Source organism: Neobacillus sp. DFD-2R (assembly GCF_057747865.1).
This window is the reverse complement of record NZ_CM173228.1, coordinates 3,191,291-3,206,053: the sequence shown is the minus strand read 5'-3', so window position 1 is coordinate 3,206,053 and position 14,763 is coordinate 3,191,291. Positions and strand designations below refer to the sequence as shown.

Sequence of the window (14,763 nt, the reverse complement as noted above, 5' to 3'; positions counted from 1 at the left end):
ATTTCTTAGAATTTTTTCTATTATTCTTAACCTTAGTTCCACTATATTCCAATTCATCTGTTTTGGAGGAATGGGCAATGATGTGGTAGGAATGTGCAATGATGTGGTAGGAATGTGCAATGATGTGGTAGGAATGTGCAATGATGTGGTAGGAATGTGATATCTACCACCTATTGATTTGAGGCATAATTATAAAGGTCAAGTAAACATAATACTGATTTTTATATTAATTAAGGAGTTGATACACAACGTTATGAAAAATACTTGGAAAATTTACATGCTGACGCTCATCAGCTTCTTTGTTGGCACTTCACAATTTGGAATAGTCGGAATGTTGGATAAAATTGCTAATTCAGTCGGCGTATCGGTACCCACTGCTGGACAGTTAGTTACTGCATTCGCTCTCGCTAACGCAATTGGAACACCTATTATCATGATTGCTATTGCAAAAATGAATTAACGCAAGCAATTGTTACTAGCTCTTACCATCATAATAATTGGCATCATTTTCACAATCACTCTTCCAGGATTCGGCTTATTAATGGCAGCACGGGTTGTAATGGGGGTCGGAACAGGAATGTTTATCGTAACAGCTTATGACATTGCAGCGAAGCTAGCTGCCCCTGGGAAGAAAGGCGGGGCGATGTCCAACATCTCGATGGGTTTTAGCTCATCTCTTGTATTTGGAGTTCCCATCGGACGTATTATTGCAGCGTCTTATGATTGGAAGACAATCTTCTGGATTATCGGCATCTTCTGTTTACTTGCAACGCTGTCGCGCGAACGATTCCGGACATGGAAGGCGGAGGAGCCATATCTCTAGGTAAGAGACTTGCCCTCTTGAAGAATTCGCGGCTCGCAGTCACTCTATGTGTAACTTTGTTTATTTTTATTGGATTTTCGATTATCGATACGTATATCACCCCCTATCTGACTGCCGTTATTCCACCGAAGATTGAAATAAGTTTCATCCTCCTCGCAATGGGCATTGCAAGTGTGGTTGGCTCCAAAACAGGCGGGCTTTTTGCTGATCGAATTGGCGCATTCCGCACACTTATGGGATCTATGTTCATACAAGTTCTTGCTATGGTATTGTTGTCCTTTGGTTCTGGATCGGTAGTTGTCACCATCATCCTGTTAATGCTATGGGAGATAGCTTGTTGGACGTTTGGGGCGGTTCAGAACTTCAATCTAGTATCGCTAGCTACAGAATCATCTGGAATTGCGCTCAGTCTGAACAGTTCATTCGTGCAGCTTGGCTTTGCTGCGGGAGCCGGTATCGGAGGAATTGCTGTAGGAGGTTTCTCGATAATGGCAATCACTTGGATTAGTGCAGCATCTGTCGTGTGTGCTGCTGTCCTCTTTATTCTTGCTCGTTCGTTATCACATGCCAAGAGATTAATTGTAAATTGATAATTTGATTCGCCGCTGCTATCCCCACCGTTGTAGTGGGGGAAGCATTCTGTCTGCAAACTGTTCAAATTTATTATTAGTTTTATAAATATTGATAAAGTGGAAGGAATAGAAATAAGCTAATCTATCCCTTCTTTTCATGGAGAATGATAATCATATAATAAATTGTGAAATAGTTCGCTTAAAGGGGCTTTTGTAAAATAATTATAATTATTTTACAGCAGAAAATATGCAAGTTTTTATTCATTTCATGCATGTATTCTGCTTCTTTATTTTTTAAAAAAAATCTGTAAAACATCATTAAAACATTCTCGATTCTGCAAAAAAACTATGTATTTTCTTTGATTATTTAAGGACGAGCACCTTGTTGAAAGTCGATTATTAATGTCCAAATCATTCAGTAAAACACCCAAATTTGGTCAACTAAAATGTCAACGCTATTTTTCAAGTTAAAAAGTAACAAAATCGGACATTCTAAACTGTCAAAAAAATTATCCAAAATGATATTAAAACAGTAATTGGGCATGGTTGCCGTCAACACAAGGACATCTTGTACCGTCAACTCTTGGACAAAATAGCTTGGTAGTAACAGAGAAGTTTTAAAAGAAAAAAGTATTTTAGTCCCTAAAATGTTTTAAAGTATTCTACTAAGTCAAAATGAAAAAATTTAAGCTGAAGGCATTTATGATGTAGAAGTTCTTTTAATAGACAATTTTATAAGGCTGGCGGGAGCGCCAAAAAGTGACTATTAAAGATTGCTATCAATATTGAGTTGGACTCTAGTCAAATTTGTGAAAACGATTTGGATTAGTGGTGTTTTTTATGAAATAAATGCTAAAATTAGCTTATGGTAATTATTTTCTCCTTGTTTGTTTATTAATCAATTCCTACCTCACCTATCTATCTTATCTCCTACCATAAATTCTTTCGTTAAAAGTTTCTTTTGCTCTCACTCTCATTCTTTTTCTACCTTTATTCTTATTTTTATAGCAGTCTTCAGTGTCTATCAGACTTTACTTATAAATTTCTCGAAGAGAAGGTGTATCTTTTCGTTCAGACAATAAATAAAACATCATTGTTTTCATTTTATTGAGGAGGTATAGATGATGGCATCTTTTTTTCTTCCTGTAGCTTGCCCCGATTGTGGAAGAATTGCTGTTGAAGATCATTATTATAGAACTGGTGCAGGCTATATCATCTGCCAGTGCTGTGGTTGTGAAGTTGATCACGAAGCAAAATATGATAGAGAAAAAAATACTTCTTATTTTGAGGAAGAAAAAAGACAGGGGTATGGAAAATCCTTTTTGAAAATGAAGGATGGAACCTTCAGTAGTAAACGATTAATGAGTCCATTGACCGATGAGCAATTTGAAAATTTTAAAGTGAAATTATCTAATGTTGATGTGGATAAAGAGAAGAGTTACTTAGTTTCTTATCAGAATGGTGAATTCAAAATATGGTTTGGTAAAGTCCTTGATTATTTTCATTTGTCTTTTGAAGAGTATGTTGAAAAATATGGATATGATTATGTATAATATCTAAAATCCATTTTTCATTTAATTAGAGATCAAGTAATGTTTTGGTAATCAAAGAGCGGAGGGCGTTTATGGAAGAAACATTAAATAAAATTCTTTCAGAACTGCAGCATTTAGGTACTGGTCAAAAGGAATTACTAAGCCGCACAAGTAATTTAGAAAAGGGCCAGAAGGAGTTAATAGGTCGCACAGATAATTTTGAAAAAGGACAAGAAGAATTAATTATAAGTCACAAACAATTATTGATTCGAATGGAAAATGTTGAGAATGGGCAGCAAGAATTAATAGTCCGTACAGATAATTTGGAAAAAGGGCAAAAAGAATTAAATACAGGTCAGAAACAATTAATGGTTCGGATGGAAAATGTTGAGAAGGGACAACAAGAATTAATAAGTCGTACAGATAATTTGGAAAAGGGACAAGAACAATTAATATCGGGACAACAAGAGATAAAAGATATTATTAAACACACTGCTACACTCATGACTGAAAATTTCACAACCATCAGAAGAGACATGAAAGCATTGGCATTTGATGTTAATTCAGATGTAGAGCTTTTATTTAAAGAAATGGCAGAAGTAAAAAGAAAGGTGAATAAATTGGAACAGAAATAAGTACTAATGATGAAAACGGCAATGCAGCATGGAAAGTATAAAAAACTCTATTCGGAAAATCAAAGTCGTGAATTATATATTTTTCACACTATTAATGAGGAAATTAAGGCAATTGAGCACCTGTATATTGTTGTGCGGAGAAGAGTATGAAATTTGCTATGGATGTCCAATTGCATCTAGTTTTCTGTTCATATTGCATACAATGGATTGAAAAAGACATTTAGCAATGTGATGATTGATACTTGCTGCTCTTCAACCTAGTTCAATTCACTTTTTACGATGTCATTTTTATTTAAACTCCTCAGAATTCCTCCAACAGAACGGAAATTGTCATTTCGTATTTAGATTCCCTAATTTTAAACGGTCCGAATATATCTTAAATTGAGGTGGTAAAAAATAGACAAATTATTCTATAAAGAATTTGAATTAAGCGGAAGTGAAAAAGAAAAATGGGATCGCCATATATTTCTAGTAGAACTATTCGAAAAAGGAGTAGAAATTGAAGAAATAGCGAAAATTGCAGGTTTATCTGAAAAGGAAATGGATGAACTCTTTCCTAGACTTTATTAAACGATAGGATACAAATGTATGATTTCACCATATAGCTCGGTGATGTAGAACATAATTGATGATATTAAACCAGCGTGGAATCCTAGTATTTTAAGAAGTGTAAAGTATGTAAAGGGAGCCTTGAGTTTTTTTGAAGATATTTTTAGCCATTTGCAATTAAAGTGGAGAAATCTATCAAGTGGCTATCTTATGCAAGTGGAACATCCCTATAGTGCCTTAGTTAAATTTTTCGAAGAATTAAAAGAGCAATAACTAATTAGAAAGTGCTAGGACTTACTAATTCTTTGGATAATCCCAACAGAGGGGTGTGACCGTCAAGTGGAATGACACAATTTCCGGTTCGTATTTAAGCATTTCCCTCCCCCTAACTACTTATCTGTCTTTATTAATAAATAAATATGGATTATTGTTTTTAAAGACTAAAGACGTGTAGTGAGGATTAGGACTATATTTACGGCATAATCACAAAGTACTAACATAGTTTTAATTGGGACCTATTATGAATAAATATTAACGAATTTATCTCATTGGGCCAATATTTAGCTTGATTTAAACATTCATTTACGTGTAATCAAGGGGGAAAACAGTATACCAATTTTAAAAGGCTTTCTGCCCAGCTCATCCTGTTTTAAATTTGGAAACAGCTTTCCACATGTTCCATTGAAGAAAATGGAAATTTTGGGTCGGCAGATTACAATCGGTGATGCATCGTATGGTCTTTGTGGCGGAATGATTTATGCTGTCATGGATTACTTTGAAGCAAAAATGCCGATCCCGTCCAATCCGACAGCTCCTTCCTTTGGTCCATTGTTCGAATATATCGTTAATCGGCAGATTGAAAGCTTTCATTTGCCCTTAGGTCTTATTAAATATATGGTTTTGATGAATCCTGTCCTCCCGGAATATGAAACAACGGCTAGTAAAATCGGAGCTGCACCGCACGGAAGGACGTGGAGAATGATTAATGAGGAATGGCCGAAAATAAAAAATGATCTTGATAACGGAAAGCTATCACCGCTTGGTTTAGTCAGAGTAAAATCCCTTAATCCTTTTCAGATCAGAAGAAATCATCAAGTTCTTGCATATGGGTATGACTTAAATGAAAACAATCTGTCCATTCATATCTATGACCCTAATTTTCCAAACGATAACCAAGTAACTATATCTTTAAATATTGGAAAGCCCGAGTCTACAACAAGTGTTTTTCATTCAAAATCATCTGAACCGATTTATAGTATCTTTAGAACTGATTACAAGTTTAAAAGACCGGTAGATTTTAACTAGATTTCAAGCTGCTAGTTAGTTCCAGGTGACGATATTGAGCCTGGTGAAGAGACTAATGATTGTTCAGTACATTCACTCGAAAAACGGTAAATATGTTTTTGTTTGTCAAGGTGATGGAAATCTCGTACTCTTAAAAAACTTCGCAGATCGGCCAAATAAATATTAAATGATAAACCCTTATGATCGCAAAATTTTGAATTCAGGTGTTAGAAAAGTTTCTAACGACCGGGGCTCTAATATATGCGCTGCCACGTATAGCATAGAGGAGAAATTTTTTGAAAGATTAGCAAATACCTATTATAATAAAACTAACCATTTTTTAAGACCAAGTACTAATATGTAGTAATAATTTTAACTAAACTGGAGATAAAGCATGCCAATCGAGACGGAGCAAAGGAAACCAAGTATTTCAGCCTATTTTAAGACCCTGGGAATCGAGGACTGTAAAAGCAAGCGGGACTTTTGGAAGCACGTTACTGCTGTAGATTCAGTCTTGGCAGAGGAACTTGAACCACTTATATGCCGTAAAAAGCAGGGGAATCTTTATGAGGTGAAGAATGCTACATTGCCTTTCAGCTTGGCAGTGGAATCATGGACGATGTCCTTTCATCAGTCATTCCTGACCTGGATCAACCGGCAAAAACAACTAAAGCCAAAGCGAATTTTGGAAATCGGATGTGATAATGGATTGTTGGCATGCTGGTACGCCACTCGGTTTCCAGATGCGGAAGTAGTTGGAATCGATCAGTCGGGGAACGGAATCCGGTGTGCCAAAGAGTTGGCTAAGCAGCTGGGGCTTGCTAACGTGAGCTTTTATCGAATCGATTTTATGGATTTAAGAGAACGTTTTTTAATGAACTCTTTTGATCTCATTATTTCTGTGCGTACCTTTCATGAGATTATGGGACCTCTTTTCATCCCAAAGTACTGGTCATTGCCTGATTACTTGAAGGAAAATCCAACGTATGGAGACCGTTTGTATTTAAAAATAGTCAATGATTTGATAACCGAGGATGGAACCTATCTCTCTTGTGAGCGATTGGAAACCCCAGCAGATGTCGGGAAGTGGGCAAATTCGCTGAAAAAAGCAAATCTCCATGTTCAATGGGACGACTGCGACATCATCGATTATCATGAGTTAGGAGCAAATAAGCGCTCTCCTATGATTGTAGCGACAAAAAGGGAGACAGGGATAACAACCTTAGAAGGTATGGAACATCTTTATACGAAAGATCATCCATTAGTATTAGAGGCCGGGAAATCTTACAGCGGGGCGAAAGCCGAGTTTGCATACCACCGCTTTGGGGAGAAAACATTCAAATCAGGCCACTATCTGGCTGTGCCTAGCCACTGGCATATGTTTCGATTTGAAATTTGGGAGACGGGCGATTTTCTGCTTGTCTATTGCTATGGTAATATGGGGCATCGTCATTTGGACATTCTTCCTGCCGGTGCATATTTGGATGCCCAACTGCTGATAGAGGAGGCAACGGGACAGTTCAGTCATCTCGGACCAATTGTGCAGTACGACAGCCTGAAAGAACGTCCAGAAAGCTACTTTATGCCTAATGGTGATGGTAATTAATATAATAACGAACCTTATTTTTGATCTTATGGCTCAACAAATGGCCAAATTTGCTTGTAATTTTTATCGAAAGCATTCCATTTTAAAAATAAGGTGTGAATCGAGATTTCGAAGGAGAAATCATCAATAGGAGTGATGAAAATGGAGAGTTATAGCTATTATTGTAATACTAGAATTGAGATGGGGTTGGGTAAAGCAGACCAATTGCCAATGCTGTTGAAAACTCTTCAGGTCGGACGTTCTGTATTATTAGTCAGTGATCCTGGTGTCGTTAAAGCAGGACTAGTCTCACCCATTAAAACAAATTTGGAAGAGTCAGGTTTTCGAGTGGTTTTATTTGATTCCGTCTCGCAAAACCCGAGGGATACAGAGTGTTTGGCTGGAGCAAAACTATTTAATGACCAGGGCATTGAGACGGTTGTCGCAATTGGAGGCGGAAGCGCGATGGATACGGGGAAGGCGATTGCTCTTCTTGGTTCGAATGGCGGTACACCAGTTGAGTACGTGGAAGGAAAGAGGGAATATGCAAATATTGCCCCGATTATTTGTGTGCCAACCACTGCAGGGACTGGCTCTGAAGTCACTCGTTCCTCCGTTATTACAGAGTCTGTCACACATCGTAAGCTGACACTAAAAGATGCTTTATTAAGGCCCATGATGGCAGTTCTTGATCCAAAATTAACGTTTACGGTTCCGCAGGCCGTTACCGCAGCTACTGGTGTGGATGCATTGGTTCATGCGATTGAAGGCTATACTTGTAAAGTAACCAATCCAATCTCCCAGGCATTTGGAGCCAGAGCGATGAACAAGATTGTTTCTTCCTTGCCGATCGCTTTCAAGAATGGAGAAGATCAACAGGCTCGCTATGATATGTTAGAAGGCAGTCTTTTAGCTGGTTTATGTTTTGGTTCTACGGATGTAGCAGCCGTCCATTGCTTAGCGGAAGCACTTGGAGGCCTGTATGATACACCACATGGAGTGGCAAATGCTGTATTTTTACCATTTGTATTAAAATTTAATGCAGAAGAAGAGAAGGGCATTCATGCTGATCTAGCAAGATATATGAAGTTTGCTACTGAATATGATTCAGATGAAAGTGCCGTTGAAAAATTGATAACCGGAATTCGTGAATTTACTACTAAATTGGAGATTCCTAAATTAAAAGACTTACCAGGAGTCCGAAAAGAAGATTTTTCACGAATTGTCGAGTTAGCCGTACAAAATAATTCCACACCTAGTAACATACGAACTATTGGTCCAGAGGATTACCGGCAGATTCTTGAGCAAGCCTATGAGCATATTTTTTAGACAAGATTGATCAATAAGCTAATCCTAACCTCTTGATTTGACAAGGGGTTTTTCATTTGTTTAGGGGAGTGAGGATAACATTAGGTTATTAAATCAGCATAGCGTTCATTCAACTTTATTTTACGTATTTAAATAACAATAATATAGCGTCACCTTAACCGGTGGCTTTTTTAATTTCATAGTTTGTCCAAGAATACGATTAACTCAAGAATATATTGATAGTACAAGCTATAAAGTGAGGTGATAGATAATTGTTAGATAGAAGAAATGAACCCGGTTGGGCAGACCAAAGTGATTTTAACTGTAATGGTGTTGTTCAAATTTGTTTCTTGCAATTAATTGCTGTATGTTTTGGCAGTATGTTTATTAATTTTTATGAATCATTACTCAAGGAAAAACGGTATAAATGCTAATATTTATACATATTTGTGAAGTTATGCTAACTGCACTAACTGGCAGGATACTTGAATAAGCACAATATCCCCGCATTGCGTGCATCATAGCCAAAGAAATTCTGATATTGTTTTAACTCGAAGATACGATTGATTTCTTACTTTGATAATTGGAAGGGGCAATCCAATGTTGCATGGATTGCCCCTCCGTTTAGTTTTAGTTTTTCCTGGTGGAATCGAACTATCTTTCTTGCTTAGTTCGGGATGGAAAGAATTTTGTTTAGATATTACCTTTTCCAATACGATCTTTAATTTAAAAGATTGCTATAACTACTTTAGTAGGGTAGAGGAACTAATTCTAATCTGATATTGTTATCTTTTTATTGTTAATTGTGTCGAGTTTCATCCCTTCGCTGAATTGTAAAATGTCTAACCTACCGTTGTAGTAGTTGATGCCGAAACAGGAGCTACCCCATCTGCACTAGCAGTAGCTGTATTAGTAATAAGTCCCGTTGGTAATGCGACAGCAACTTGAACCTGTATAGTGGCGGAACTTGAAGGAGCAAGTGGAGAATTTGCTGTGAAGGTTACAGTTCCTACTCCTACAGTAGTTGTAAATCCTGGAGCATTCGTTACCGTAAGAATGGTACCTGGTGGTATTGTCTCGGTTACTGTCAAATTGTTTAACGGTGTGGTTCCAGTATTGGTCACAGTGATGGTGTAGGTTAGCATGCCCCCTTTCGGTACAGGATTTGGCGAAGCAGTTTTCGTAATTGTAAGGGGAGCCGCCAGTGGTGTTGTAGAAGTAGCAGTGATCAATTCCAGTACATTTTCAAACTTAAATTCTAGTAGCATTTCCTTCTTTATCACATCTCGAAGAGTTCTTTGAACACTAGTGTCGAGAGCAATAAGATTGGACAATGAAGACCATAGCCAGTTGGTCCAGCTTCATAACACACTCGAAGGTTATCTTTTTCTCCAAGCTTTTTTACTAACTTTCTAATTGACTCCACTGTATTAGTGATCATTCCCCAATACCTTGGCTCATCTCGACCTTCATCTGCAATGGCAACGGCAATTTTTTCTTTTGAAACGTCTAAACCTACATATTTTATGGTATCTTCATAATAACTAGCTCCTTCCGTAATGTAGCTCTGATTTGGTTTGTTTTTTTCCAGTAAACAGTGTAACCAAATTAACCTACGGTGTTACGAGTAAGGAGCTAGTTTCGTTCATGATAACTTAAAGTAACTGGCAGGTGTGCGGCCGAGCCTAGGTCGTATCATATAGCGGGTGGGATTCCCGTCGAGTAAGAACTAGCCATTCGCTCGTAGCGAGTCTTGGAGGGCTAAAGGTAACTTTAGTCTTTAAGCGTAGACAGTTAGGTTGCGGGCCGAAAGCCAAATGGTTGAAGGGATTGAGCTCCAAAATGTTAGTAAATCGAGAGGGCTGATGCCTTAACTGCGCGCAGAAAGCTACATTTTATCCTTCGTTAAGGGCAAGAAGGATAAAACCTCTCTGGAGTCAAAGACCTTGGCACGTTACACATTGATATGATACGGCAACTCGGGAAACCCTACCGGTCTTTTCTTATAGAAGAGTATGGTGTACAAGCGTTAATAAGCAAGGAAACCAAATGCCGATGTAGGGAGTCGGATAGCAGAATTAGCAAAATCTGATCCTAAATTGAAATTTACATCTCTTGTACATCTATTAAATAAGGAAGCATTAGTTCAATGTCATCTTGAACTACCCAATAAAAAGGCAACTGGGATTAACGGTACAACTAAAGAGCAATACGGTGAAAATTTAGAAGAAAACATAGAGGATTTAGTAATTAGGCTTAAAAGCAAAAGCTATCGTCCTGTTCCAGTAAGGAGAATGTATATTCCAAAGCTCAATTCAAACAAGAAAAGGCCATTGGGAATACTGGAACATGAAGATAAAATTGTTCAAAAAGGCATTACAAAGATACTAAATACCATTTATGAAAATGACTTTTTAGACTGTTCCTTTGGATTCCGCCCAAATCGCAACTGCCACGATGCTTTGAAAATACTGAACTACTATATTGAGAAGAGGTCAGTAATTTATGTAGTAGATGTAGATATAAAAGATTCTTTGACAACGTTGACCACACATGGATAATGGAGTTCTTAAAACTGCGAATCGCGGACCCTAACCTATTAAGAGTAATTGGTAGGTTTCTTAAAGGTGGATACATGGAGGAAGGGAAGAAATACAAGACGGACAATGGCACACCGCAAGGTGGAGTAATATCTTCGATATTAGCCAATGTATACCTCCATTATGTCCTCGACCTATGGTTTGAGAAAAGGGTTAGGAAACAGTGCTAGGGACAAGCATAATGTTAACAACTTCAAAGACAAAATTGAAAAGTTATTGTATAAATGGCTCAATAGAAGAAGCCAAAGGAAATCCTTTACATGGGATAAATTCAGTCTATTTCTTAATAAATATCCACTTCCATCACCAAGAATTAAAGTGAATATATATGATTTAAGAAAAGAGATTAGCTACATTCTGTAAATGATAGCTAGGAGGAGCCGTGTGCATTGGAGCAGCCGTCAAGGCTGAAAATCTTATGGAGTGAAAGTCTCCTGTTGTCAATTGACCGATTCGGACAACTAGCATATCCGATGCGTGAGGAGGTAACAAATCACGTTCTGCTCGGACGTAAAAGCCGTAGCTGCCTATATTACTCGGAGAATATAAGGTAGGAACAGTCAGTACGGCAAGCAAACCTAGAGGCCAGAAGGATTTAACGAATACTGCAGTCTCGAAATGGCTCCCCTTCAGAAGCTGTTGAAGGGAATGTTGCATTCGCCGACCCATTGGTGCACTGGGGAAGGCCGAAGCCCTATAGGAAGAAACGGTTCTATGCACTATAGGGGAAGCCGGGATATGGGCTCTAGCATCTAGGGAAAGATTTTCAGAGATAACGACGGGAAGGTCCTACTTCCAGCTGGGACGACAACAACCAGCAAAGACCCTTCATATAAGGTACCACCGAAATTGACAGGAGGATTTAGGACTGACGGATGAGGTCGTAGTAGCTAAGAGGAAAAGGTAATGCTTTTCTAAATATGTAGAAACATATTTCAACAATGGTAACACCAAAGTTGAGCAAAGGACCTCTGGGCACTTGGATGCCAAGGGATTGTGATATAGGACACAGAGCCTTATTAATAACAGTTATTTGTCCCAAATTTGGCTAATAATGTAGTAAACCTTGTTATTGATGGGGGAATATGGGTGTCGCCATTTAATCCTAGGATAATTAAGGAAGGCTCATTTAGTAGAAATCTAAGGTCAGAACCGGACTCGGGAAATCCGACCGTCCGGGATCGCAAGGGGGCTTCAGGAAACGTGACTTTAATTGGTGCGCTCGCCTGAATTCTATCCAGACAATAGTGCAAGCACGGTTCTGTGAGGGGGGAGGAGTACAATTTACCGCAAGGTAGAAAGGCTCCCTTCTACTCGACTAGTGCAAGAAAGAATGGTCTATGTAGGTAGAGAATACCGCCTATATAAAACTTAGGATATTCTCATTCAACTACTCTGCGAACCGCTGTTCGTCAGGATCTTAAAAAAACTTAATTTTGGTTGGTTTTAGAATATTTTCGTAAAAATTTTTCCATCGAGGATAAGAGATCTGTTAGATTGACGTCTTCAACCTCCGTATTATCCCAAACTTCCTCCGTATTATCCCAAACCTCCTCTGTATTATCCCAAACTTCCTCTGTGTTATCCCAAACTTCCTCTGTGTTATCCCAAACTTCCTCTGTGATATCGCTTGATTGAACAATTTGTTGACGGGACTGCTGTTCTTTAGAGCTTGATTGAACAATTTGTTGACGGGACTGCTGTTCTTTAGAGCTTGATTTAACGACTTGTTGACGTGATTGTTGTTTTTCAGATTGTTTTGATTGATAATCTGCTTGTTTATTAGATTGGTTATTTGAGTTTGCATCTTCCGCTTTTTCAATTTTTAATCCATAGCTAATACTTCTGATGTGGAACATAGCAAGGCGGACAATTTCCTCTTTATTTATCAAAGAAACATAATCCTCATGTACATCACTTAATACGCCCTCTAACTTTTCAGGACCACCGCGATTAATACTTACCCATTGGAATTTCAAGGAATCAAGCAGGTTTTGGAAATTATCCGCTTGTTTATATTTTAAATCTTTAGGAACATTTATGTTAAATTCCGCCTGGCCCTTCATGTAATCTGTAAAACTTTTAATATGCTGCGTTTTGTAGTAAACGACACCATCATCTTCTGTGAGAAGGACGAGATGATCATCACATGCCTCTAATAACTTCCCGATTCTGGATTCTGGGCCGCCCCTATCAACCTTGATTACCTTACCAATAAAATATTTCATGATGTCTATACTCATAAAAAAATCCTCCTCCTTAAATTAAATAAATATATTTACTGCATGTATATGTATCACGGGATGATGATGTCCTAATAAAATAGCCTGTTTATTCAGAACTTAAGAGAAAAAATAGGCAATTAAAATGATATGATACAAGACCATCTACCTAGTAATAGTATTGGGAACAAATGTTGTGCTGGTATTCATTTTTACATATTCCGTTCCTTTAAAGATTTAAATCTGAATTTTCCAATAAAAATAGAGAGATATTTTTGATAGAAAGTGAAGAAGAACAAGATGCACCGTGGTTTTAATAGAACTATTTTCCTTAATTGGTAAAAATCAGATACCGTTGTTCAATAGAAACAATTCTATGAGAAAGGGAATATCTTTATGGTAAAAAAGAGACTGAGTATTTACATTTTATCGACTATTTAAAAATAGCTTTAATTATCCTTGCAAGGCATATGGTCCTGGGGGATGGTGGTATCTTCAGGAGGGGGAATCCATATGTAAAGATTGTGAAAAAAATGTACTTAAAGTAACGGGTGCTCTAACACAATAAGGAATAAAATTAAAGAGCCTAAAATATCCAAGTTTTTATGCACTACTTGTGTATTTTTGCTTTTTTACATTCATAAAAGATACTGCCATTAAAAGCATTTTTTAATTGCCAAATACATTCAAATAAATGAATTGGAATATTGTCAGAGGTCTCATCTAAGAGACGAAGGGATTAAAAGAACAAGCACTCCCGGTGTATACTTTGCAGATGCTGATCTACAATGCACAGGTGAATGTACCGGTCATGACCAAGATATTATTTATGAATTGAGTTTATTTCGGTGGTCGGGAGACGCACGTATTTTAGGAAATCCAGTTAAGGTTGGTAATGACAGGGTGGAAGTCGTTGGAACTGGTACTTTTTATTTAAATGTAAAAGTTGCATTTAGGTGTCGTGGTTTTTTTTGGCGAATTTTTTGAATGTGTTAGAGAAGCTATCTTAAGAATCACCAATAAAACACCCATTCTTTTAAATCCAGGGAAATACAAGCTATAAAGTGAGGTGATAGTTAATTGTTAGATAGAAGAAATGAACCAGGTTGGTCGGATCAAAGAGATCATAATTGTAACTGTAATGGAGTATTTCAAATTGAAGAAAGCTGCTGTGCGGGCTCTCGTCTAAGAGACCAAGGCATTAAAAGAATTACCCCAGGCCTTATACTTTGCAGATGCTGATCTACGATGCTGGAATTCAGTGTACGGGTCATGACCAGGATATTATTTATGAATGGAGCTTATTAACGTGTTCAGGAGATGCACGTATTTTAGGGAATCCAGTTAAAATAGGTAAAGACAGGGTCGAAATCGCTGGAACTGGTAGGTTTTTTTTACATGTAAAAGTTACATTTAGGTGTCGTGCCGGTGGTGAGTTTCTAGATTGTTTCAGATTTGCTACCGTAGATTTCATCCAGTAGTACCCCTAAATTATGTAGTAGTAATGAGAGTGGCTGAAAAGTCACTCTTTTTGTCAAACGGAATCTATATACATAGGCTTGGTCCTGTTTTATTTAATGTTATTGTAAAAGTAGTAAAGTTTTTTTTTACATTTTTACCTTAGTCTAAATCCAAGTAAGACAAAAATTCACA

The 14,763-nt window shown here is 37.5% G+C and carries 12 protein-coding genes and 2 pseudogenes; 10 read left to right on the top strand and 4 right to left on the bottom strand.

Annotation, left to right across the window (positions count from 1 at the left end; genetic code table 11):
* Nucleotides 1-277: 277 nt before the first annotated feature.
* The 9 genes from AC3ANV_RS16145 to AC3ANV_RS16105 all read left to right on the top strand — a co-directional run bounded on the left by AC3ANV_RS16145 (nt 278) and on the right by AC3ANV_RS16105 (nt 8,722).
* Nucleotides 278-460, top strand: a complete 183-nt coding sequence (locus AC3ANV_RS16145; protein WP_488309718.1) for a hypothetical protein — start codon at nt 278-280, stop codon at nt 458-460.
* A gap of 9 nt (nt 461-469) precedes the next feature.
* On the top strand, nt 470-823 hold the full coding sequence (locus tag AC3ANV_RS16140; protein WP_488309717.1) for an MFS transporter: 354 nt from the start codon (nt 470-472) through the stop codon (nt 821-823).
* 17 nt (nt 824-840) lie between these two features.
* Nucleotides 841-1,413 (top strand): MFS transporter, encoded by a 573-nt coding sequence (locus AC3ANV_RS16135; RefSeq protein ID WP_488309716.1) that lies wholly within the window; start codon nt 841-843, stop codon nt 1,411-1,413.
* A 1,103-nt stretch (nt 1,414-2,516) separates the two neighbouring features.
* Complete coding sequence (locus tag AC3ANV_RS16130; RefSeq protein WP_488309715.1) at nt 2,517-2,948, top strand: hypothetical protein; 432 nt, start codon at nt 2,517-2,519, stop codon at nt 2,946-2,948.
* Nucleotides 2,949-3,019: 71 nt separating this feature from the next.
* Nucleotides 3,020-3,562 (top strand): hypothetical protein, encoded by a 543-nt coding sequence (locus AC3ANV_RS16125; RefSeq protein WP_488309714.1) that lies wholly within the window; start codon nt 3,020-3,022, stop codon nt 3,560-3,562.
* Nucleotides 3,563-4,801: 1,239 nt separating this feature from the next.
* Nucleotides 4,802-5,416: a hypothetical protein gene (locus tag AC3ANV_RS16120; RefSeq protein ID WP_488309713.1), complete on the top strand. Its 615-nt coding sequence runs from the start codon at nt 4,802-4,804 to the stop codon at nt 5,414-5,416.
* A 373-nt stretch (nt 5,417-5,789) separates the two neighbouring features.
* Nucleotides 5,790-7,001, top strand: coding sequence for a methyltransferase domain-containing protein (locus AC3ANV_RS16115; RefSeq protein WP_488309712.1), 1,212 nt, complete (start codon nt 5,790-5,792; stop codon nt 6,999-7,001).
* Nucleotides 7,002-7,142: 141 nt separating this feature from the next.
* Nucleotides 7,143-8,309: an iron-containing alcohol dehydrogenase gene (locus tag AC3ANV_RS16110; protein ID WP_488309711.1), complete on the top strand. Its 1,167-nt coding sequence runs from the start codon at nt 7,143-7,145 to the stop codon at nt 8,307-8,309.
* 251 nt (nt 8,310-8,560) lie between these two features.
* Nucleotides 8,561-8,722 carry a hypothetical protein gene (locus AC3ANV_RS16105; RefSeq protein ID WP_488309710.1) on the top strand — a complete coding sequence of 54 codons (162 nt, stop codon included), beginning with the start codon at nt 8,561-8,563 and terminating at the stop codon, nt 8,720-8,722.
* A gap of 408 nt (nt 8,723-9,130) precedes the next feature.
* On the opposite strand, the gene AC3ANV_RS16100 is transcribed toward AC3ANV_RS16105, so the two are convergent.
* The gene (locus AC3ANV_RS16100; protein ID WP_488314252.1) at nt 9,131-9,556 is read right to left on the bottom strand and encodes a DUF7507 domain-containing protein; all 426 of its coding nucleotides are present in this window, start codon (nt 9,554-9,556) and stop codon (nt 9,131-9,133) included.
* Between the two features lie 12 nt (nt 9,557-9,568).
* Nucleotides 9,569-9,622, bottom strand: a pseudogene (locus AC3ANV_RS16095) (hypothetical protein); the annotation flags it as partial.
* A gap of 960 nt (nt 9,623-10,582) precedes the next feature.
* Between AC3ANV_RS16095 and AC3ANV_RS16090 the strand changes: the two are divergent.
* Nucleotides 10,583-11,058: pseudogene (locus tag AC3ANV_RS16090) on the top strand (reverse transcriptase domain-containing protein).
* 163 nt (nt 11,059-11,221) lie between these two features.
* On the opposite strand, the gene AC3ANV_RS16085 reads toward AC3ANV_RS16090, so the two are convergent.
* Nucleotides 11,222-11,545 (bottom strand): hypothetical protein, encoded by a 324-nt coding sequence (locus tag AC3ANV_RS16085; protein WP_488309709.1) that lies wholly within the window; start codon nt 11,543-11,545, stop codon nt 11,222-11,224.
* 773 nt (nt 11,546-12,318) lie between these two features.
* The gene (locus AC3ANV_RS16080; RefSeq protein WP_488309708.1) at nt 12,319-13,131 is read right to left on the bottom strand and encodes a hypothetical protein; all 813 of its coding nucleotides are present in this window, start codon (nt 13,129-13,131) and stop codon (nt 12,319-12,321) included.
* Between the last annotated feature and the right edge of the window lie 1,632 nt (nt 13,132-14,763).